The organism is Paenibacillus sp. PvR133, assembly GCF_017833155.1.
In the GTDB taxonomy this organism is placed as follows: domain Bacteria; phylum Bacillota; class Bacilli; order Paenibacillales; family Paenibacillaceae; genus Paenibacillus; species Paenibacillus polymyxa_B.
This window is the reverse complement of record NZ_JAFIBS010000001.1, coordinates 2,254,605-2,274,796: the sequence shown is the minus strand read 5'-3', so window position 1 is coordinate 2,274,796 and position 20,192 is coordinate 2,254,605. Positions and strand designations below refer to the sequence as shown.

Sequence of the window (20,192 nt, the reverse complement as noted above, 5' to 3'; positions counted from 1 at the left end):
AACATATTTCTTCAATGATAAATATCACGATATTAAGTCTATTTGAAATCCGAGATGAAGATATAACTGGTCAATGGATTGATGCAAGTGGCGGATCTCATCTATAAAATTGAAGGGTTCAAAGCCTAGCTAAAGATCAGGCTTTTGAACCCGCTTATTCAATGATGAATGAATATGTATTTATTTGAGATTTTTTATAAAATTTTTCTGATCCTTGGTAAACATATAGCCACGTCGTTCATAGAACCTGTGAGCCTGTATCCGACTTGGGTGAGATAATAGTTTGATCCCAGAAAATCCATGGGACTTTCCCCACTGTTCAAGACGCTCAATCAACATGCTACCTACACCTTGATTTCTATACTTTTCTTTAACAACAAATCCTAGTACATTTACCAAAGATTCAGAAAAAAGTAATTCATATGGGCTTCCATGAATATATCCTAACACCTCGTTATTTTCTTCATAAACAAAGATCATATCTTTTGATTCCTTTGTAATCAATTCAATCTTCTCTTTTACTTTTTCTTCAGGAAATAGATATAGATTGGGGTTAAAATCTTGGTTCAACAAATAAATATCATGATAATCAGATACCCTAATTTCCCTAACATTTTTTTCTTTCACTTTTGAAATACCCCCTATTTTCATCATACGATGCTTTATGTCTAAACTCATTAATCCTCACAATCTTGACCGTTAAAACAATTCAGCATCCCAATAAATGCTTCAAGTTTGGAATCCTCCCATGTTGAAATACGTTGATAAAACTCTTTTTCTTTTTCTTTTAAAGCTTCCAAGGCTTTTCCACGACCATTAGCTGTCAGGGATATCAACACACCCCGGCGATCCTCAGGGTGAGTTTCACTTTTTACATATTCCAATTGCTTAAGCTGAGTAACAAGACGGCTGACAGAGCTTCGATCCATAGCGGTGGATTCTGCCAAAAATGTAGCGCTTACCGGGCCGTATGAAAGAAGACAGCGTACGATCAGAAAAGCCGCAGGTTGTAATGATGGATCGAAAAGTGCCGCAGTTCTTACATTGAGTGCATGTGACGCGCTTATAAGTGCATTAAGTTGTTCACCAAGATTCAGTTCTAATTGCTCTCTTGTAGAATTTGGATGTTGATTTTTATTATCCATATGTCTCCACCTTATTCAAATTAGTACGAATATATTTGACATATATCAATCAAAATACATATACTTGATATATGTCAATCATATTTTCAACTTTGGTAAGTGTCAAGCAGAAGATCTACAGTATAAAGCATCCACAACCGTAAAGCGTGGACATGAATAAGAATGTAATTAGATCGAGAATTTGGAGGATGATTTATATGTCGACATACCCGATTATTGTAATCACTGGTGCTACTAACGGTCTTGGACAATGGGTAGCAATTGAATTAGCCCAACGCGGAGCACATCTAGTCTTAACAGCCAGAAATGAAAAGCGTGCTGAAACGACTAGAAATATTCTGAGAGACTTGGCGCCAAGTACAAAGGTAGACTTTTTTTTCGGGGACCTGTCTCTTATGAAAGATGTCAAACGTATTGGGGATGAAATTAAAGCTAATTATCCAAAGATTGATGTATTAGTGAACAATGCTGGATTACATGGATTTGAACAGCGAATAACCTCAGAGGGTTTGGCAGAAATGATAGCCGTAAACTATCTTGCCCCGTGGCTGTTAACGCATACACTACTCAATTCACTAATGGAATCCACAAATGCTAGGATCGTCAATGTAGCTTCTGAAGCGTCACGCAACCATGGTGAATTAAAATTACCGGAGGATTTAATAGATACATCTGCATTTACCGCAAGAGGTTCATCTAAGATATACGGAAAGACTAAACTTCTTAATATCATGTTTACAGAAGAACTTGGACGTCAATTGGATGGAACCGGAATCGTAGTTAACGCACTTAATCCAGGCTTTAACGTTACCGGCCTTGGCCGTGAGTTAGGATTTTCTTCGGTACTTGCAAAAATATTGAACGCTTTGCATATCGGAGACCCACGGAGAGGAGCAGAAATTATTATTCGTTTAGCAACAGAATCCCAATATCAAGAAGTGACAGGCGGGTATTTTAATGTTGGTACTGGTAAGCTGATTGTGCCGGCATATCCTGGTGGGGATATCAAGATGCAACGCCTACTTTGGAGTACTACAACCGAATTATTACGGCAAAAAGGCGTTATGGAATGAAATAGAATCTAAAATCGAACAATGTCCCCCAACGAATGGTTCATTTTGTAAACTAAATCTCTCTTTTAACCGATAAATACATATGTTGGTTCTGTACTTAAATATCTCCTCCCATCTTTACATATTCAAGTACAAACGTGTATTTTTCTAAAAGGGGGCTTTCTATGAACTATCTAGACGAGCATATACTTAGCCTCAAAGCTAAAATGGTGGATCAGAAGACAGCTAATAACGATAATGTGAAATCCATCCAAGCTCAAACCCAGAAATCGGAACTGGACGGTTCCATGTTTGAAGAAACAAAGCTACTTCATGTTGAAAATGATTATCTCACGTTGGAGCCCATTACAATACTACACGGAGAGATTGGTTTCTACATCCCCAAGTCCTTCACTCCTATGCCAATGGAGCAAGCTATAATCAAATATCCTTCAGAGCATCGACCAAAGGTCATTTATACCTCATCTGAGGAGACCATCAATATCACTTTTAATCCTACAGATACCGCTCTGGAAGCGGAAGAACTGCCTGATTTTGTAGAGCAAATGGCGGATATTTTACGGTCTGTACAACCGATTCGCAACTGGTTAGGTACCGAAATGGTCACCAACTGTTCTGGACTTTCAGTTGGGCAGATTCGTTTTGTGGCGGCGGGGATCGACGGTAATCTATACAACGAAATGCTGCTCTTCATCCACAATGGACGAGTTGTCATAGGTTCCTTTAGCTGTCTGGAGGCAGATCTTGAAGTCTGGTTACCTGTAGCAGAATACTGGGCTCAATCCCTTTCTGTCCTTCCACCCCCTGCCTATTGTACAAATGAGAAAGGAATGACTACAACATGAGTCTGGGATACGATCAAATTCAAATTCACCCTTATGAACAAATTGATCTGGAGGAGCTTACCTTAACGAAAAAAATTAACGAGCATACTCGGCTTTATTTTACAGGTATTATCCCCGAAGACTTGCAAGACAGTTATGTGGAAACGACAGAAAAAAATACCATCATTGAAGTCAGTCAACAAGATGAATCTGGCGCAAGCAAACCGCTATTTAGTGGGATTGCCCTCTCGGTCGAGGTAAAAGTCGTGCGAGGTGTGTACTATCTGGAGGTGGAAGCTATTTCCCATACTTACCGGATGGACATGAAGCAGCGTACTCGTTCTTTTCAGTATACGAAAATGACGATTCCTCAAATGCTGGAGCACATAGGTAAGGACTATGAAGGACTGGATGTGATCGACGGGGCTACCAGCGGAGAAGCCATCGGACGGCTTGCCATTCAGTATCAGGAGACAGACTGGGCGTTTTTAAGACGCATAGCCTCTCGTTATCATACGAGTCTGATGCCTGTAGCCCGTTTTGATAGTCCCAAATTTTATTTTGGTATTGAGGACAGCCCTGCACAGGCGATACTGGATCATACCCGTTATACCGTACGTAAGCAATTGCTTCCTTTTCGTTATTTTCAGGAGAATGAGCAAACCAAGCTGAGTGAACACGATTTTATTTTTTATGAGGTAGAAACGGATGAGGTACTCGACTTGGGCGCTCAGTTGAATTTTCAGGGGCATAACCTATATGTGATGGAAGCCTACACCGCCATGAGTCAGGGACTGCTGCGGCATCAGTATGTGTTGGGTTCTTACCAAGGATTTCGGCAAAAAAGCTACTACCAGGATAAGCTGGCAGGAGCCTCATTAAGCGGTATTGTGCTGGACGTACGTCAGGATCAGGTGCGCATTCATCTGGATTGTGATGAACAACAGGACACAAACCAAGCACACTGGTTCAACTATTCTACTGTGTACAGTGGCGGTGGCCATACCGGCTGGTATGTCATGCCAGAAAAAGGCGATTCAGTTTCCCTCTATTTCCCCGGTAGTCGGGAAGAAGACGGCGTTGCAGGTAGTGCCGTGAGAAGGGCAGATCGCAAGAGTACGCATAACCATTTTTCCAATCCGCAAATGAAAATATGGCGTACCCCGCATGGCAAGGAAATTCGACTGGGACCGGATGAACTGGTCGTTACAGGTAAGGACGGCGCTATTTATATCAAACTGGACGATAAAGAAGGCATTCATATTGCGAGCAGCAAACAGGTGAATATTACGGCGGGAGGCAATCTCAGCCTGTCTGCGGGGAAGACGATGAGTCTGTCCGCAGGTAGTCAGCTCCGTATGGATTGTAATGGTAGTCATATTGAATTAAGCGGATCGGCGGATATGAAAGGCAGCGAAGTGAAGTCGAATTAAGGATGATTAGACATGGAAAAGCAAACAGATGTGTTAGATCAACAACAAACGGCTCTTCATCAGGCTTGGTCTTTCATTCGCAAAGAATGGGCGTTGAAATGTAAATCAACACAAACACAAAGATTACAGCATATAGTAGAACATTTTCGCGCCTTTTGTGAGCTGGTTCGGCAAAAACAACTCACAGGTCGTAAAGGTCATATCGGTTACATCACCTACTCTATGCTGCGCACCACATGGCTTGAACAGAAGCCCGTTTATCTTGTTGAAGCTACGGATGCCTTATGGATGCTTGATGCTGAGCCCGTTCAGTTGGAGTACGATGCAAGTTGGATTTTTCTCTATTGGACTCAATTACGTGAACAACTTGGGGCTGAAACTTTGAAGCAACAAGTCTCCCTTTCCGAACTTGAATTGGAACAGATCATGCTGGAAGCAGCGGGATATCTTCATACGATGATCGTTAGTCTAGTTCGTCAGGCTATGAAGCAAGCAGTCCACCTACCAGAGTTTGAGGCGTTGGATCGTGAAGAAGCTTTTGAGATTCGCGTCGGAGAGTATATGGATCATAGTGTCTCCGTGTATCGGGAAGATCGAAGACCCGTGGATGCAAACATAATAAAGTCTTGGCTGGAGGAAAAAGAAGAATCGGCCTACAGCTACCAAGCACTGTCTCAAGTTCAACTGTCGGATGGAAATTACAGTTCCTTGGATTTTCGCTATACAGTCTTTCGCCAGATCGGGATGCAACAAAGTCAATTGCATCACTGTATCCTCGTAGGCACGGTATGGCAAGAAGCTCAGCTAGATGGAACCGACCTTTCGCACAGCCTGCTTCATGGAGCCGATTTCAGTGGCTGTTCCCTGCAAGAGGCTGTACTGGACGAAGTGATAAGCAATAGCGAATATGGATCGGATGCTTGGCTGGATTGGGAACCGTTAGGATTGGATGGAGTGAATTTTACAAGAGCTAATTTACAGGGAGCTAGTTTTCAACATGCACAGCTTCAAGGAGCTACTTTCCAAGATGCCGCGCTGCAAAGAGCTTTATTTAACAGCGCGGATCTAACAGGTGCCTGCTTTGTAGGAGCCGATGTTACTGACGCTTCGTTTATAGGTGCATGTTTAGTAAACGCTAATTTTACAGGAGCAAAACTACACCGGGTAAGCTTTACAGATGACCAACTAAGTGAAGCCATTGGCCTTGCTGCTATAGAAGCGCCCCTGGCTACACAGATAACAGATGCAGTGAGTAAAGGAGAGTGGATGTCATGAGGTATTACCGACTCATGGTGGACGAGCGCGTAAAGCATCGGGTGGAGACTGCGCCCCTGTCTCCCTTGCAGGTGGAGGATATCCTTTCGGGTCATACCCTTCAGGCGGAGGACACTCCCCTGTTTTTAGCAGTACATACAGATCCACGAACCGTATATCCGGATTTTCTGGAGTTCCCTTTGCCACTGGTTTCAGACTCCATGAAAGCCCTGTTGGAAAAATATATGCCGGAGCTGGAATGGAAGGCCGCTATACTTACCGATTTTCAGAAAGCCAGGCAGGATGTGTACTGGATACTGCGTCCACCTGTGGTGGATTGTCTTTCCTCACAAACCGAGTGGTATCCCGACCACACCTTGAAGCAGCTGGTACTTAAACACGGGAAAATCGAATCCTCTATATTTCGGATTGCCGGCTTGTTGGAAGCACATATCTATATCAATCTCGCGGTAGCGGAAAGTCTGCTGCGTCGTCCATTTACAGGTGTTCGTGTGCAAAAAGTGGAGATGGCCACAAAGGAGGAATAATCCGTATGGAAGAAGCAATTGTGCAGCCTGGAACAGGTGCGAAAAAAAGCTATGTCGTGGCAGGTGCGATTTTAAGCTGTAGTTACGGTACACAGCCCACGCGTTTGAAGCGCCCTTTTAGCCATGGGGTGTTTGTCAAAAATAAAGCTCAGATGAATATTGGAGATTATGTGCCCGGAGTGAACATAAAATCTTTTGGGAATTGCTCCAGTCCGCTGAATCCGGCTGTGCAAGCCAGTGAGATGGTCGATATTTATGGGGTGAAAAAGGCACCGTGTATTCCTGTCCTTACGATGCCTTGGCTGAACGGAAAAAGCGACATGCGCATCGAAGGCCAGCCTGCTCTTACGCAGAACTGTACGCATCAATGTCTTTATTGCGGACACATACAGATCGAAAATGACGGTCAGGAACTGGATTAATCAGTCGCAACCTACCACTATAAAAACAAAATGCGTTGGTGAGAGATTGGCTATCTTCTCCACCAACGCATGATATAGGTTATCTTCAAATCGTTCGCTCCACATCAGGTACCGCAAAAGGTTCGGTAAGGACGGGTGGATTCCTCAGGCAATGTAGAGTAAATTTCCTGTTCGGTAGAGTAGGCATAAGGGTTCGAAAGAACTTCAAGAAGCCGCTCCATCACACGGTAGTCTTCTCGTTCCACCGCAGCTTCCAGTGCTTCTTCTACCCGGTGGTTGCGTGGAATAATTGCAGGATTGCTGCTGCGCATCAGCTGATACGAGGAGGCTTGTGATTCCTGCTGTCTGCCCAGCCTCGCCTGCCACTGCTCGTACCACTGGGTGAATTCCGCAGCGCTGAACAGAACCGTATCTTCCAGCTTGTTCAAAGTTAGGGCACGGAAGGTATTGGTGTAGTCGGCACGATGCTTCTGCATGATACTCAGAAGCTCCTCAATAAGAGATTCATCCTCCTGCTCTTCGTTAAAGATCCCTAGCTTCGCCCGCATTCCTGCAAGCCAATGATGATGGAACATTTTTACAAAATCTGAAATTGCATCCTCAGCCAGTGTGACAGCCTGCTCCCTGTTGTCATGCAGCAGTGGCAAGAGCGTCTCAGCAAATCTCGCGAGATTCCACGCAGCAATATGCGGCTGATTGGCATAAGCATAGCGGCCCTGCCTATCGATGGAACTGAACACCGTCTCAGGATTATAGGTATCCATGAAGGCGCAAGGACCATAATCAATGGTTTCTCCGCTAAGGGTCATATTGTCGGTGTTCATCACCCCGTGAATAAAACCAACTAGCTGCCATTTGGCAATCAGCTCGGCCTGACGCTTAATCACTTCCTGAAGCAGTGAAAGGTAACGGTTTTCGTCATTGGCAACTTCCGGGTAGTGTCTTTCCAATGTATAATCAGCCAGAGCACGGAGATCTTGAGACGTGCCCCATGCTGAGACGTATTGAAAGGTTCCGACGCGAAGATGACTGGCAGCCACACGGGTCAGAATGGCTCCGGGCTGCTCGGTTTCCCGGATGATCGACTCACCCGTGGATACGACCGCCAAGCTGCGGGTGGTAGCAATACCTAGCGCATGCATCGCCTCACTGATGATGTATTCGCGAAGCATCGGACCAAGTGCCGCACGACCGTCACCACCACGGGAGTATGGCGTTCTGCCTGAGCCCTTGAGCTGAATATCAACCCGTTCACCCAAGGGATTGATCTGTTCGCCAAGCAGCAGAGCACGTCCGTCTCCTAACATGTTAAAATGCCCGAATTGATGCCCTGCGTAAGCTTGAGCAAGAGGCATAGCCCCTTCAGGAACCTGGTTGCCGGCCAGCTCCGCTACGCCATCATTCCCTTGCAGCGCCGTGCCGTTCAACCCCAGTGATGCTGCCAACGGATGATTAAGAATGATCAGCTTTGGTGAGCGGACAGGAGTTAGGTTGAGCTTTGTAAACAATGATTCCGGCAAACGAGAGTAACTGTTGTCGAAGTTCCACCCTATTTTATCTGCTATTTCTTTTTTCTCCGTCATAGTGTCTCCTTTTCTGCTGCGGTATCTTAGGTTTTCCCATTTTAGTTTTTACTTCTGCCCATTTATTATCCAATTATGAAACATGGAACATAGAATATGCTTTTTTATTATAATCGATTATCAAACATTAATTGTATTTGAATACCGAATGGGTCTTCAATAATACCGTAGGCTTGGCTAAACATATTATTAGATAATGGCACAATAATTTTCACTCGATCATCTGTAATTAAGCTATTATAAAAACGTTTAATTTCTTCTAGGTCAGCACTTTGAATACATAATGAAGTATTATTCCCTACTGTATATTTTTCACCGGGATTCATTGTATCTTCTGCTATCATTATCTTTGTTTTTCCGATGGTTAAGACAGAATGAGAAATATAATTTTTATTTTCATCAGTAAGCTGTATGGAGCTGTCACGTTGGGCCATGTCTTGATAGGTAACAAGAAACAATTCCTTTGCGTTGAAGTGTTTTTTGTAAAAATGTATAGCTTCTTTTGCCTTTCCGTTCATGGATAAGAAAATAGCTACTTCCAGTGTTGTACTCATGGTATCAATCTCCTTTTATATGTGTAGATATCTTATGAATTTGAAATATTCCCTTGAACTTATTATCATATAAAAAGGTATCAAAACATGACACCTTTATAAGGAGATTTAGATGAAGAAATCGGAAAGATTAAATGACATGATCAGATACTTAAACAGTCGAGAGTTCTTTAATTTAAATGACCTAATGGATAAATACCATATTTCAAAAAGTACAGCTCTACGTGATATTAATTCATTAGAACAATTAGGTATGCCTATTTTTTCGGAACATGGCAGACATGGACGATATGGTATCTTAAAAAATAGATTGTTATCCCCCATTATTTTTACAATGGATGAGGTATATGCTCTGTACTTTGCAATGTTGACGTTAGAAGCTTATCAATCCACCCCCTTTCATTTAAGTGTTAATAAACTCAATGAAAAGTTTGAACACTGTCTTTCTAAAATACAACTAAACCAGATTCATAAAATGAAAAAGGTTTTACAATTTGAAATATATCAGCATAATCATGTTAGTCGTTATTTAGATAAAATTCTAACAAGCATTCTTAATGAGAGCACCTGTAAAGTTAAATATGTAAAAAATAATCAGAAAAAAAGTTACTATGTTCAATTTTTCAAAATTTCTGCTAAGTTTGGTCAATGGTATGCTACTGGAATAGAGTTACATACGAATAAATATAGAGTTTTCAGATGTGATCGAATCACCTTTGTAGAAGAAGAGGAGAACAATTCTCGCTTTTCTATAGATGAACTCCTTAGTCGTTCATTAGAAATGTATCAAGCTGAGAAGAGCATTGACTTTGAAGTAGAGATTGTAGAACAAGCCAAGGATATTTTTTATAAAGAACATTATCCTTCTATGAAAATAGAAAATGGTGATAAGACAGTCATTAAGGGATTTTATAATCCAGGAGAAGAAGAATTTATAGCTCAATATTTTATGAGATATGGTCATTATGTACGATCAGTGAAGCCTGAATCTTTAAAACAGATTATTAAAGATAGAGTTGAGCACCTCTTAAACCACTATCAAAAATTATAAGATCATCGAAGGTTTGTTCAAAATTTTCTCTACATTCTAGTAAAGAAAAGGAACCTGCAAGCTCCTTTTCTTTACTAGCTATGACATTTGAATCATGGCTTCCGTTTGGCGATAACAGCATAGGATACCGTTCTTGTGAATCCAGTTGGATTCCATGCAGTAAATACCCATCTGTCTTCGGCCGCGGAATAATTATTGAGAAGAAACCCTTGTTCATTTCCAGAGAAAGTCCATGCACCGCTAATCAGATTGTAGGCGTTACCGTTAATCGTAGTGCTTCTAAAGCTATTAGGAGAAATAGTGATCGGTGCGAAAGTGAATCGTGCGAACCCATCTCCAAGTTGAGTTACACGAATGGCTTTTTTAAGATTCATAATCACGTGACTATTTTTTTTCAGTTTTTTTCCCAACTTTGCTTCTGTTTTTTTAATTTTCATTAAGGTTGCCTTTCTCAAAGAAATCATCTCCTTAATTGTTTTACTTATAGTTAATGATGGAGTAGATACTTTTGAATGGACAAAATCCCCGGTAAATTGGCTTGATTTTCTGGAGGTGCTGAAACAAAAAGCCCTTCCTTAAAATAAAGGAGGGCTTGATACCGCTACTTCTCATATTTTCCGTTCCTATACCGATTTTGTTAAGCCGATATGGGTGATCATGGTGTCATACGGTTCTAATTCCATGGTTTGTTTGCCATATTCCGTATCAATCGTCGTTCTTTGAAGTTGATCGCTATTGTTAATAACAACCAACATTTTACTTTCTGGATAATAAGCACACTCTGTATATAGGTTATCCGTAATGTACTTCGTTTCATGTAACTCATTGCCTGCAAAGCGAATCAAATTCAGCAGCAACCTTGTGTTTTCCCAGCTGAATTCGAAAGAAGGAAGGTATATCCCCTTTCCTTTACCGAAGGCATGAGTAGACAGTGTTATCATACCACTCGTTTCTTCCACTACCGCAGCTGACCCATCGGTAAGATAAATGCTATTCTTTGGCGTTATACTGGCTCCTTCAGGCACCAAACCATGCTCATCCCTAACCTCGTATGCCCATCTTCCATGACCTACTCTGGAACCTGTATCCTCATCCAGTCCAAGAACATGTGCCATTCTGAAAAAGCTGTCGTGGCCTTCGACCGCAGAAGGCTGGTTGATGCCAATAAAGGTCCCCCCCTCATAAACCCATTGGGTCAGTAAGTCCACACACTTGTTGTCATTCCAGTACTCCCCACCACTCCATGCTGAACCAGCAGAGCCGGCATTGATCACTACATCACAATCCTGTAGAATTCCCTGACGGATATCTTCAAAATCAATGAATTTCACTTCAATCGGCAATCCGGATAAAGCCTCATTGACATGAACCAAATCATGCATATATGTTTCATGGAAATGTCCGGACAATGTCCACGATCTCAATTTTCCCCAACTATGCAGAATAGCTACCTTCGTCTTCATGTGATAGGGCTTGCCTTCATGGTGCAGTTCCTTAATTTCTCTGAATTCATTGGCAATCTTTTCGATGTAATCGCAAAAATCCGGGTAAGGCTCTACAAGGTGCAAATATCCGCCCAGTCCAATTCGGTCAATAGGCTCCCGCAGCAAGGCGCGCCGAATATTAATCCAATACTTTTTGGCATCCAGCGTGGGGTTCCCCCCTTCCATAAAGGTAGGAAGCCCGCCTAAACCAACCGGAAATAAGTATGGATGCAGCCGAATCTCATGTGTATTCACTTTTACACCTGAGCAAAGTCTCGCCTCGTAACCTGAGAACACACATTTAATCAACCCGTCAAATCCAAACTCTTGAAAACGGTCATTGTAAGGCTCCATACCAACCCAACTGTCATCATAGAAAACATAGGCCAGCTTGTCGTGCCTATGCACAATGTCAATTAATTTCTTGCCAAATTCGATTACAAAATCATTGATAAATTCCATCCAATCCAGCTTGCGCTGCTCAGCCGGGATATGACTGACGCGGTATTTCCCGCCATTCACAAAATCCTCGGCAGTCATCGAATACCCGTATTTCTTGGCAAACAGATCAAGCGCTCTTGAACTTACCGTAAAATCATATGAACCCCAGTCAGAGAACAGATGGCGATTGCGCTCATTACTACCCCAGATCCAGGCGAAATTATAAAATAAGGAGGTAAACCGAACAACCGTGGTTTCCTTATGATGGAGACACCAATTTTCCATCCAATCCAGCAGATACTTTTGCGTTTCTACATAGATGGGATCTATCTGCATCAAATGCTCTTTGTCCCAATGATTCGTTGTGTGATTGTACATGGAAATCTCTTCCCAGATCCGGTAGGCCATGAAGCTTACCGTGTATTTATGCCAAGGAACAATTCCGGTAATGACCACATTTCCGGATTCCCTTTCATAATTCCACTGTTCTCTTGGAACTTCCTCCCCAGTCGTTCTGTCAAAAACCTGCCAGTAGTTAAATGCCTCTTTGGAATCATTCACTTTGAATTGTTCAGCAAAAAAATCCTCCATCAGATAGATGGATATATAATCTTGTACAGCTACCTTCGGATTTGTAATTAAAAAACACTGCTGCAGCTTGTCAAGATTGTGGGACGCCCACTCGTTATGATCTCTGATGATACAGATTGTCGAATATATGCCGTACCCAGCGTTAATAATCTCGTCGGACAATTGCGTGCCGTCACTATCACGAATGACATCGGCACCCCACCGTTCAGCTAATTTTAGGGTCAGCGCCTCATAACCAGATTCTCCCGGTAGTGTAAAGGCCCCCGTTGTTTGTTTAGACAACTTCGATCCCTCCTAATTCAACATATCGGATAGAAAAGCCAACGCCAAGCCTTGTCCCCAGCCCTGAATCCAGTCTTTTGGAATATTGCGATACCCATCCCGATCTTTCATAACCGCTGTGCCGCCCGACACACCTAGTACCCGTCCGTCCTCGCTAATATGGTTCAAGATGCCGTCCAATGTCTTTTGCACGTATTTGGTATGCAGCGGATTGCCGTTATTGATCATGGCTGCCGCGATTCCGCAAGATGCAGACACCTCCTCGTAGGACTCCTCGTCATCCAGTACCGTCCGCCATAGGCCGTTCTCCGTTTGAACACCCTTTAGTGCCGCCAGTTGATCCCGAAGCGAACACTCTACGTCCATGCACTGCGGATATAAATACCAGTCCTTCAAATGAATTTTAACTTGCGACATGGTATAGGCTCCCCAAGCATTCGCTCTCCCCCAGAAAAATCCGGACATGTGATCCTGCTTGACATTATTGTAGCCATGGTACCAGAAACCGCTACTAGGGTCTTGCAGGTATTTGATATGCCAGTAATATTGATTTAAGGCGTCCTGGATCATTTCCTCATCCTTTAATTTGGTTCCTACACGGAGCAGAAAAAATGCCGCCATAAACAATGTGTCCGCCCATGCCTGTTCTGGAAAATCATTAGCAACGGATACCGTATGTTGCAGAACATTGCCTCCGAACCTAAGAGCATGGTTCCGAATATAATCCACCTTGCTCATCGCAATATCCCAATATTTTTGGTCCCCTGTTTCTTCATACAATGTGATCAGCATATGACCCATGGCACATGTGTTTACCGTCCAGTGCGGCAGCCCCAGCTCGATATATTCATCTGCCCATTGCACAAGCATATTCAAATAGTCTTTATTTCCTGTTTTTGTATAGGCCGTGGATACACCATAATAAGCCACACCGCAAGGCCAGTCCCACGTCAAATCCATCGCCATTGTTTTTCTGACGACTTTGTCGATAACTTTTAATATCTCTTCCTTGTCACAATTCAATTGAAGCATCTTTATTCCCCTCTCCTAGCGCACACGCCCCCAAAGGCGCTTGAGAGCTGTTTGTCGCCGTTTTGAAAACGCTTTACTTACTCCATTGTACGCAGTAAAATAGTCTCCATCTAAGCATATTCGCAACAAAACTGTGCAATTCCAATCATTTATGTGATGATTTTGCAAAAATCCAATAAGCGACTTCCAATAAACAGTATATAGATCGAAATGGTCTAGTTCGTCTATATATTGCACCTTGGAGCGATTGGAATCGAATTTTGCAAAATCCTGATGTATATCTGCTGGTTAAAATCAAAGTCATGGGGGTATTGAATATGCCCAGAAAAAAGAAGCCCGTTATAGAATATCGGCACTACAGCTTGCCTATAAATTTCCCTGTCTTGCTATTAAGCGGTGAGCGTTGGAAGATTTCAGATATTAAAAGTGAGCATCTCCATTTCCATAACCATTTGGAGATTGGTATATGCTATTCAGATAGCGGTACCATGGAGATCAAAGGAGAATCTGTACCCTTCAAAGCGGGCGATGTGACCTTCATCCCCAGGTATCTTCCTCATACCACGTATAGTTCGCCAAATACAGCCAGTCTTTGGTCTTATATCTTTTTTTCGCCAGAGGACCTCTTTCAACATTCATTTAAAAGTGCTTACAGCAACTTCGAGCCAAATTTGTGGGTGGTGAAGGGAACGAACTGTATATTGAATAAGGAGCAACATCCCAAGGTTTATACACTTGCGACTTCAATCGTAGAGGAATTAAAACAGCAGAATCCTTACTATCAGGAAAGTGCCTACGGCTTATTGCTATCCCTTTACATAGAACTCCTTAGAATTCATTCCAGGAATGAACTGTTGGCAGATCAAGAAACAGAGCATAGCCTGAAAAGCGATTTTGTCATTTCTCCGGTTCTGGAGTACATCACGAAAAACTATATGAACCCCATTACTATGGATTTTTTGGCCGACCTGTGCCATTTAAGTACAACTCATTTTCGAAGAAAATTCCATGAAATTATGGGGACGTCGCCTCTCGATTTCCTAAACAGCACCCGAATCGAAGAGGCTTGCAAGCAGTTAAAAAGCACGGAAGATTCTATTCTTTCGATCTCCGAACAAGTCGGTTTTCATTCCATTTCCAGCTTCAACCGTTGCTTCTCCAGGCTTATGGGAAAGCCGCCAAAAGAATGGCGTAAAGGGGCGCAATCCGAAGCCCAATCCGCGAAAGCGTCTATACTGGAGTTTACGGGGTGGGTTTGATTTTACCAAACGGAATCAAGCAGCTCGTCCACTTCTCGAATTCTGGCCACCGATGGTGTTTGTATAAGGTTGCCTTTGACCATGACCATAGCTACATCCGACAAAGCTTTTATGTTGTCCAAAGGGTTTTGCTCCATCACGATTAAATCCGCCTGTTTTCCGATATCAATGCTCCCTGTAAGGTGATCAATGCCTAAGATCTCCGCATTAGATTTTGTTACCCGTTCGATGGCCTGACTCGCGTTCAGTTTCGTTTGTCTCATAAAGTGGTCCAGTTCCCGCCAAATATCATAGTGGGTGACGTAGGACATTGCGGCATCCGTTCCAACCCCAATTTTGATATGATGTTCCACAGCCTGTCGTAGCCCCTTCAGCATAGAATCGTACACAAGCCGGGAATTTTCCTTAACAGTCTCATTCACCTTCGTTAGGCTCGTGTCCAACTTCGCAGTGGGATACGCAGCCTGCATCGTAGGAATCAAGGCGGTATAGCCCTTTAATGCCCTAGGATTGTTTTTGTACAGACTTATGATCTCCTCATCCATCTCCGCACCGTGTTCAATGGTATCCACCCCGCCCTTTAGCGCGATTCTTACGCCTTCGGTACTTTCCACATGGGCCGCTACACGCATACCGATTTTATGGGCTTCCTCGCAGATGGCGGCAACCTCTTCCTCCGTCATTTGCAAGCGGCCTGCTTCACCGACCATGTTGGCATCGGTAACCCCGCCAGTCACGCATATTTTGATTATATCTACTCCGTTTTTCACATTGAGCCTTACATTTTTTCTCGCTTCCCATGGCGAATCGCCGATCAAAGCCAAATAGGGTGCCCCATGACCACCCGTTACGCTCAGGAAATACCCGGACACCAAAAGATTGGGGCCAACAAACCGGTTTGTATTAATTTCATCTCGAAGCTGTACATCAGTATAAAAAAACTCGCCGACGCTGCGCATCGTGGTTACACCGGAATGCAGTGCCGTCAGTGCATTTTTCTTCACCCGTTTTTTTAACACACTTCGGCCCAGCCTCGTATCCAAAATATGATGGAATGCAAAATTCAGCAGCCCTTCGCTTGCAGACAGCGTAAATGGCTTTCCATCTGCAAAAAGATGGACGTGCGCATTAATGAGGCCAGGCATCACATATTTCCCCGCTACATCGATCGTTTGATAATGGCTGGGGATAGACAAATCGCTTGTCTTCCCGATCTCCTGAATCAGCCCGTCTTCGTGAATTAAAATCGTCATCATTTTTTCAACGTCTTTTTTCGCGTCTCCATAAATCACATTGCAGTTCTTAAGTGCATAACCTGTTCCCATCGTTTCTCCCTCCTGCTGCGCTCATGCTGTTTAATAATGAATTATCTATTCATTTTTGGAATAAAAAAATATAGGGACAGCCTTAATGCCAGAAAAATGATGGACCGTCCCGAAAATATCCTCCTACTTGTCGACATTATTCATTCAAGCCTTTTAGTCCATGCAGCCTGTATAGGCTAAGTGCCTCAAAAATCCGTTTCCGGCTATCGGCACTCATATCCCTCTTCAATAAATCCAAAGTCATATGGATGACATTATTGGCGATGATGTTCAGCAAAATCATATTCTCATCAGTTCCGATTTCATACCTTTTATAAGTGTTTTTCAAATAGGGCTTCTTGGTTTCAATCATCAGATCGACCAGTTCGTTTTTTGCATTGCTGTAAATCGTGCCTTTATTTTTTTCGAAAATAATGACGATCTGCATGCTATATTGAGTTAGTAGGTTGATTTGCTCCTGAACAATGGCCGATTTTTTTTCGTTATGGGTTTCTTCAAAAAAAGTCTGGTTATCGATATAAATGCTTTCCACTAACACATTCTTCAAATAATCTACTAAAGACGGCGGAACAACCGAATAAAATAACTCCTTTTTATTTTTAAAATAAGTATAAATATTTCCGACAGAAATTTGGATTTCGTCCGCAATATCGCTCATTTTGGCATCTACAAAGCCTTTTCGAAAAAATACCTTTAAAGCGGCGGATTCAATTTCTTTTTTCACTTCATCTTTTTTCGCCTGTATGATGAACACCCTCATTCAATAATGAATAAATCATTCATTTTTAGTGTAGTTGGGTGGCTTAGAATTGTCAAACCGGAGCAAAACAACAGAAACTTTGACAGTTACGATAGGTGATAATTCCATTGCATAGCCCAATATAAAAAAACAGGGAAAAGACATGACGGAAGCGGGTTTGTCCCGTTTTCCACTCAACTTTTTTCCCCGATTTCTTTCAAGTCCTTATTCATGTTTTCAGTGAGAACAACCCTGACACGATGTGTCCTCATCATTGAAAGTTATTTATTTTCATAACGTACTGCGCCGTAACTCATAAAAATACTGAACAATGGGATGCTTTAACTTCATCTTCTCGGTCATGTTTAATATTCGCTTTTTTCCAACTCGTCTGTCCACTAAAGCTAGAATATTCAATAAGATATCATTACTCTCTAAGCTGTCCTCTATAGAAGTAGTTAAAAACTTATTAGCTACAACATTAAAATTAGACTTGCTTAATGAGGCCTGTGCTGACAAAAGCTCCTTTGCATGCTCTGATATTTTTCTACTTCTTGCAATTACTTGTAGACGATCCTCCGGAACGTTCCCATTAGTATCTTTTCTGACCGCTTCAATTTCTTCATTGCTGATAGGAACTTGGATATCTGGATCATTCTTGATCTCCAACTCCGTCTGATACCATTTGATTGGACTAGTGATATCATTCATATTGAGTATGTTCTTCTTATCTACAGTTATATAACAAATTCCAGACTTATCAGGTAAATAACGGTAACTGGTAGCTCGGTATTCGACTCTTCCATCTAACACAGGACAGCGGAAGCTCTCCAGTTGTTGCTTCAATTTACTCCAGGACATATACCCTCCTATGTTTTCAATGCCTACTAACAGCCCGCCCCTCAACTTGGCAATTTAATTTCCACGTTCCTCTACCTCATCATGATCCTTGCTTCCAAACTCATCAAGCAATGTACGCACTTCACTTGTTGATTTGGCGTTCATTAAGCTGTTTCTGAGTTCACTTGCCCCTCGGAATCCACGGACATATATTTTGAAGAAGCGGGCAAGAGGGCTGAACGAACGTGGCTCCTGCGCTGAATAATGATCATGGAGATCTAGATGAAGCCGCAGCAGTTCAAGCAATTCCTCACTGCTGTGTTCCTTCGGCTCCTTCTCAAACGCAAATGGATTCTGGAAAATACCACGCCCAATCATAATGCCATCCACTCCATATTGCTCAGCAAGCTTCAAGCCGGTCAGACGGTCCGGAATATCTCCGTTAATGGTCAGCAGTGTATCTGGTGCTACCTCATCACGAAGTTTCTTAATCTCCGGAATCAGTTCCCAGTGAGCGTCTACTTTGCTCATTTCCTCTCTTGTCCGCAGATGAATGGATAAATTTACAATGTCTTGTTTCAAAATATGGGTCAACCAGTCGCGCCATTCGTCTACGGCAGTGAAACCGAGCCTTGTTTTTACACTCACGGGCAATCCCCCGGCTTTCGCGGCTTGGATAATATCCGCTGCGATTTCGGGACGGCAGATCAGGCCGCTTCCCTTCCCATTCTGGGCTACATTCGCTACGGGACAACCCATATTAATATCGATGCCTTTGAAGCCTTCTTTCGCCATACCAATGCTCATTTCACGAAAGTATTCTGGCTTATCTCCCCAGATATGGGCCACCATGGGCTGTTCATCCGCTGTAAAAGTCAAACGCCCGCGTACACTTTTGTTCCCCTCCGGGTGAAAATAACTCTCTGTATTCGCAAACTCCGTAAAAAACACATCTGGTCTGGCTGCTTCACTTACGACATGGCGAAACACAACATCCGTCACATCTTCCATCGGTGCCAGTATAAAAAAAGGTCGTGGCAAATCACACCAAAAATTATTCGTCATATCAAAAACTCCTCTATAAATACCAGGACAAATCTTTGGTCCCAAAATGGTAAAGCTAACCTGTTCATGTCCTTGCTTCTTCTTCATATATAACATGTTTAAGCAACGTAGTTCAGACGGCCGTATATGTTAAGCATAGACATCTAAATGAGTATATCATACTCAATAGAGGAGCATACTCCCCAAAAGACTCGCAAAAAAAGGAAGAGCGCCGCCCCTCCTTGCCATCTTCTATAACGTACTGCACCGCAGTTCATAGAAATACTGCACGGCATAACTTCCCCCAGCCTACGCCGTTCCCAAGCGAATGGCTTAAAAAAAGAGCCGAGGAATAATATCCTTGACCCTTTTCATCAATTTCTACACATGAATACCCAAAATTTTCAGCTGTTCATTGATTTTGGCTTCAAGTTCAGCGATTTCTTGTTTATCTTGTTCTAAAAGCTTACTCACTTCGGCAAGGTCAATGACTTGCTCTTCTTCAAACGTATCCACGTAGCGAGGAATATTTAAGTTAAACTCATTTGCTTTGATTTCTTCAAGTGGTGCCACGTGAGCATATTTATCAACATCTACACGATTTCGGTACGTTTCGATAATCTTATTGATGTTTTTATCAGTTCCGAATCGGGGGCGATTTTTGCAACTAAAAATACCCGTCGGGAAAAGCTGTTTTCATAGGGAATTCAGGCTTCTGAACCGGCATTTTGGGGCAGGCTCCATGAAAATATGAGACATTTGCTTGTTTTTGCCCTTCAAACATCAACTGATGTGAGTCGTGGTCATTTACGATCCTGCCGATTACAATTAACTCGTGTTTTCTCTCTACGATTGACAACCACGGGGTACTGCACATCAAAATATACACCATAATGCCGCTAAACCTTGCCACTTCAGACCTTTTTCCTTCTCGGACTTCCAAAATTGTATGACAAAAAAATCAAAAGTTCAACACCTGATATATGATAGAAGCCTTGGCGCGAGGGAAGAAGAGAGCGGAGTTTTAGCGCAACTGCGACTGAACGACTACGGAGCAGAAACAGAGAAAAACCTTATCCATCAAGGCTTTCCGCATGCAAGCGACTTCCGGCGCGAAGTTCCAACTCTACAATACAATGTGCGGGCTAGCACTACTTCCAATCAGTACACTCTCAGTCTTGAAGTACAGCTATTGATTTATTAAATGCCCTTTCTTATTCAGCCAATCTAAAGAGAAGCGAGTGCTCCTTTTTATAGGTATACCTATT

20 protein-coding genes are annotated in these 20,192 nt (G+C 42.7%); 8 read left to right on the top strand and 12 right to left on the bottom strand.

Features of this window, described 5'->3' with window-relative positions; translation table 11 throughout:
• Nucleotides 1–180: 180 nt before the first annotated feature.
• The gene (locus JOE49_RS10160; protein WP_028542025.1) at nucleotides 181–627 is read right to left on the bottom strand and encodes a GNAT family N-acetyltransferase; all 447 of its coding nucleotides are present in this window, start codon (nucleotides 625–627) and stop codon (nucleotides 181–183) included.
• Between the two features lie 50 nt (nucleotides 628–677).
• Nucleotides 678–1,145 (bottom strand): MarR family winged helix-turn-helix transcriptional regulator, encoded by a 468-nt coding sequence (locus JOE49_RS10155; RefSeq protein WP_068938566.1) that lies wholly within the window; start codon nucleotides 1,143–1,145, stop codon nucleotides 678–680.
• 197 nt (nucleotides 1,146–1,342) lie between these two features.
• Here JOE49_RS10155 and JOE49_RS10150 point away from each other — a divergent pair, with 197 nt between their 5' ends.
• The 6 genes from JOE49_RS10150 (at nucleotide 1,343) to JOE49_RS10125 (ending at nucleotide 6,699) form a co-directional block, all read left to right on the top strand.
• Entirely contained in the window at nucleotides 1,343–2,218 is an 876-nt protein-coding gene (locus JOE49_RS10150; protein ID WP_068938565.1) for an SDR family NAD(P)-dependent oxidoreductase, read from the top strand.
• 164 nt (nucleotides 2,219–2,382) lie between these two features.
• Entirely contained in the window at nucleotides 2,383–3,063 is a 681-nt protein-coding gene (locus JOE49_RS10145; protein ID WP_209941009.1) for a hypothetical protein, read from the top strand.
• Entirely contained in the window at nucleotides 3,060–4,475 is a 1,416-nt protein-coding gene (locus JOE49_RS10140) for a phage baseplate assembly protein V (RefSeq protein ID WP_023987109.1), read from the top strand. The genes JOE49_RS10145 and JOE49_RS10140 overlap by 4 nt, the downstream gene beginning before the upstream one ends.
• Nucleotides 4,476–4,487: 12 nt before the next feature.
• Nucleotides 4,488–5,750, top strand: a complete 1,263-nt coding sequence (locus JOE49_RS10135; RefSeq protein ID WP_160789104.1) for a pentapeptide repeat-containing protein — start codon at nucleotides 4,488–4,490, stop codon at nucleotides 5,748–5,750.
• Nucleotides 5,747–6,277: a hypothetical protein gene (locus JOE49_RS10130; RefSeq protein WP_023987107.1), complete on the top strand. Its 531-nt coding sequence runs from the start codon at nucleotides 5,747–5,749 to the stop codon at nucleotides 6,275–6,277. The genes JOE49_RS10135 and JOE49_RS10130 overlap by 4 nt, the downstream gene beginning before the upstream one ends.
• A 5-nt stretch (nucleotides 6,278–6,282) precedes the next feature.
• Nucleotides 6,283–6,699 (top strand): DUF4280 domain-containing protein, encoded by a 417-nt coding sequence (locus tag JOE49_RS10125; RefSeq protein ID WP_209941008.1) that lies wholly within the window; start codon nucleotides 6,283–6,285, stop codon nucleotides 6,697–6,699.
• A 104-nt stretch (nucleotides 6,700–6,803) separates the two neighbouring features.
• Here the strand turns inward: JOE49_RS10125 and JOE49_RS10120 are convergent, their stop codons facing one another.
• Together JOE49_RS10120 and JOE49_RS10115 are read right to left on the bottom strand one after the other, a co-directional pair.
• Complete coding sequence (locus JOE49_RS10120; RefSeq protein WP_160789635.1) at nucleotides 6,804–8,282, bottom strand: protein adenylyltransferase SelO; 1,479 nt, start codon at nucleotides 8,280–8,282, stop codon at nucleotides 6,804–6,806.
• A 107-nt stretch (nucleotides 8,283–8,389) separates the two neighbouring features.
• On the bottom strand, nucleotides 8,390–8,836 hold the full coding sequence (locus JOE49_RS10115) for a VOC family protein (RefSeq protein ID WP_160789634.1): 447 nt from the start codon (nucleotides 8,834–8,836) through the stop codon (nucleotides 8,390–8,392).
• Between the two features lie 112 nt (nucleotides 8,837–8,948).
• Between JOE49_RS10115 and JOE49_RS10110 the strand changes: the two genes are divergently transcribed.
• Complete coding sequence (locus tag JOE49_RS10110; RefSeq protein WP_160789633.1) at nucleotides 8,949–9,887, top strand: helix-turn-helix transcriptional regulator; 939 nt, start codon at nucleotides 8,949–8,951, stop codon at nucleotides 9,885–9,887.
• Between the two features lie 92 nt (nucleotides 9,888–9,979).
• Here the strand turns inward: JOE49_RS10110 and JOE49_RS10105 are convergent, their stop codons facing one another.
• From JOE49_RS10105 to JOE49_RS10095, 3 genes are all read right to left on the bottom strand, one after another.
• Entirely contained in the window at nucleotides 9,980–10,351 is a 372-nt protein-coding gene (locus tag JOE49_RS10105) for a hypothetical protein (protein WP_226887842.1), read from the bottom strand.
• 159 nt (nucleotides 10,352–10,510) lie between these two features.
• Nucleotides 10,511–12,685, bottom strand: coding sequence for a 1,3-beta-galactosyl-N-acetylhexosamine phosphorylase (gene gnpA / locus JOE49_RS10100; RefSeq protein ID WP_160789632.1), 2,175 nt, complete (start codon nucleotides 12,683–12,685; stop codon nucleotides 10,511–10,513).
• Between the two features lie 12 nt (nucleotides 12,686–12,697).
• Entirely contained in the window at nucleotides 12,698–13,717 is a 1,020-nt protein-coding gene (locus tag JOE49_RS10095; RefSeq protein ID WP_160789631.1) for a glycoside hydrolase family 88/105 protein, read from the bottom strand.
• 317 nt (nucleotides 13,718–14,034) lie between these two features.
• Between JOE49_RS10095 and JOE49_RS10090 the strand changes: the two genes are divergently transcribed.
• Nucleotides 14,035–14,976 (top strand): AraC family transcriptional regulator, encoded by a 942-nt coding sequence (locus JOE49_RS10090; RefSeq protein WP_160789630.1) that lies wholly within the window; start codon nucleotides 14,035–14,037, stop codon nucleotides 14,974–14,976.
• Nucleotides 14,977–14,978: 2 nt separating this feature from the next.
• Here the strand turns inward: JOE49_RS10090 and JOE49_RS10085 are convergent, their stop codons facing one another.
• From JOE49_RS10085 to JOE49_RS10065, 5 genes are all read right to left on the bottom strand, one after another.
• The gene (locus tag JOE49_RS10085; protein WP_209941007.1) at nucleotides 14,979–16,301 is read right to left on the bottom strand and encodes a metal-dependent hydrolase family protein; all 1,323 of its coding nucleotides are present in this window, start codon (nucleotides 16,299–16,301) and stop codon (nucleotides 14,979–14,981) included.
• Nucleotides 16,302–16,437: 136 nt separating this feature from the next.
• The gene (locus JOE49_RS10080) at nucleotides 16,438–17,025 is read right to left on the bottom strand and encodes a TetR/AcrR family transcriptional regulator (RefSeq protein ID WP_348635852.1); all 588 of its coding nucleotides are present in this window, start codon (nucleotides 17,023–17,025) and stop codon (nucleotides 16,438–16,440) included.
• Between the two features lie 306 nt (nucleotides 17,026–17,331).
• Nucleotides 17,332–17,901, bottom strand: coding sequence for an SF0329 family protein (locus JOE49_RS10075; RefSeq protein WP_209941005.1), 570 nt, complete (start codon nucleotides 17,899–17,901; stop codon nucleotides 17,332–17,334).
• A gap of 54 nt (nucleotides 17,902–17,955) precedes the next feature.
• Complete coding sequence (locus JOE49_RS10070) at nucleotides 17,956–18,945, bottom strand: tRNA dihydrouridine synthase (protein WP_209941004.1); 990 nt, start codon at nucleotides 18,943–18,945, stop codon at nucleotides 17,956–17,958.
• Nucleotides 18,946–19,305: 360 nt separating this feature from the next.
• Nucleotides 19,306–19,554, bottom strand: coding sequence for an N-6 DNA methylase (locus tag JOE49_RS10065; protein ID WP_348635897.1), 249 nt, complete (start codon nucleotides 19,552–19,554; stop codon nucleotides 19,306–19,308).
• Nucleotides 19,555–20,192 lie beyond the last annotated feature (638 nt).

What these genes read in the sequence shown, in the direction of transcription:
- JOE49_RS10155 (WP_068938566.1), bottom strand. Translation starts at nt 1,145, where the DNA reads ATGGATAATAAAAATCAACATCCAAATTCTACAAGAGAGCAATTAGAA.
- JOE49_RS10150 (WP_068938565.1), top strand. Translation starts at nt 1,343, where the DNA reads ATGTCGACATACCCGATTATTGTAATCACTGGTGCTACTAACGGTCTT.
- JOE49_RS10145 (WP_209941009.1), top strand. Translation starts at nt 2,383, where the DNA reads ATGAACTATCTAGACGAGCATATACTTAGCCTCAAAGCTAAAATGGTG.
- JOE49_RS10140 (WP_023987109.1), top strand. Translation starts at nt 3,060, where the DNA reads ATGAGTCTGGGATACGATCAAATTCAAATTCACCCTTATGAACAAATT.
- JOE49_RS10135 (WP_160789104.1), top strand. Translation starts at nt 4,488, where the DNA reads ATGGAAAAGCAAACAGATGTGTTAGATCAACAACAAACGGCTCTTCAT.
- JOE49_RS10130 (WP_023987107.1), top strand. Translation starts at nt 5,747, where the DNA reads ATGAGGTATTACCGACTCATGGTGGACGAGCGCGTAAAGCATCGGGTG.
- JOE49_RS10125 (WP_209941008.1), top strand. Translation starts at nt 6,283, where the DNA reads ATGGAAGAAGCAATTGTGCAGCCTGGAACAGGTGCGAAAAAAAGCTAT.
- JOE49_RS10120 (WP_160789635.1), bottom strand. Translation starts at nt 8,282, where the DNA reads ATGACGGAGAAAAAAGAAATAGCAGATAAAATAGGGTGGAACTTCGAC.
- JOE49_RS10115 (WP_160789634.1), bottom strand. Translation starts at nt 8,836, where the DNA reads ATGAGTACAACACTGGAAGTAGCTATTTTCTTATCCATGAACGGAAAG.
- JOE49_RS10110 (WP_160789633.1), top strand. Translation starts at nt 8,949, where the DNA reads ATGAAGAAATCGGAAAGATTAAATGACATGATCAGATACTTAAACAGT.
- JOE49_RS10105 (WP_226887842.1), bottom strand. Translation starts at nt 10,351, where the DNA reads ATGATTTCTTTGAGAAAGGCAACCTTAATGAAAATTAAAAAAACAGAA.
- JOE49_RS10095 (WP_160789631.1), bottom strand. Translation starts at nt 13,717, where the DNA reads ATGCTTCAATTGAATTGTGACAAGGAAGAGATATTAAAAGTTATCGAC.
- JOE49_RS10090 (WP_160789630.1), top strand. Translation starts at nt 14,035, where the DNA reads ATGCCCAGAAAAAAGAAGCCCGTTATAGAATATCGGCACTACAGCTTG.
- JOE49_RS10085 (WP_209941007.1), bottom strand. Translation starts at nt 16,301, where the DNA reads ATGGGAACAGGTTATGCACTTAAGAACTGCAATGTGATTTATGGAGAC.
- JOE49_RS10075 (WP_209941005.1), bottom strand. Translation starts at nt 17,901, where the DNA reads ATGTCCTGGAGTAAATTGAAGCAACAACTGGAGAGCTTCCGCTGTCCT.
- JOE49_RS10070 (WP_209941004.1), bottom strand. Translation starts at nt 18,945, where the DNA reads ATGACGAATAATTTTTGGTGTGATTTGCCACGACCTTTTTTTATACTG.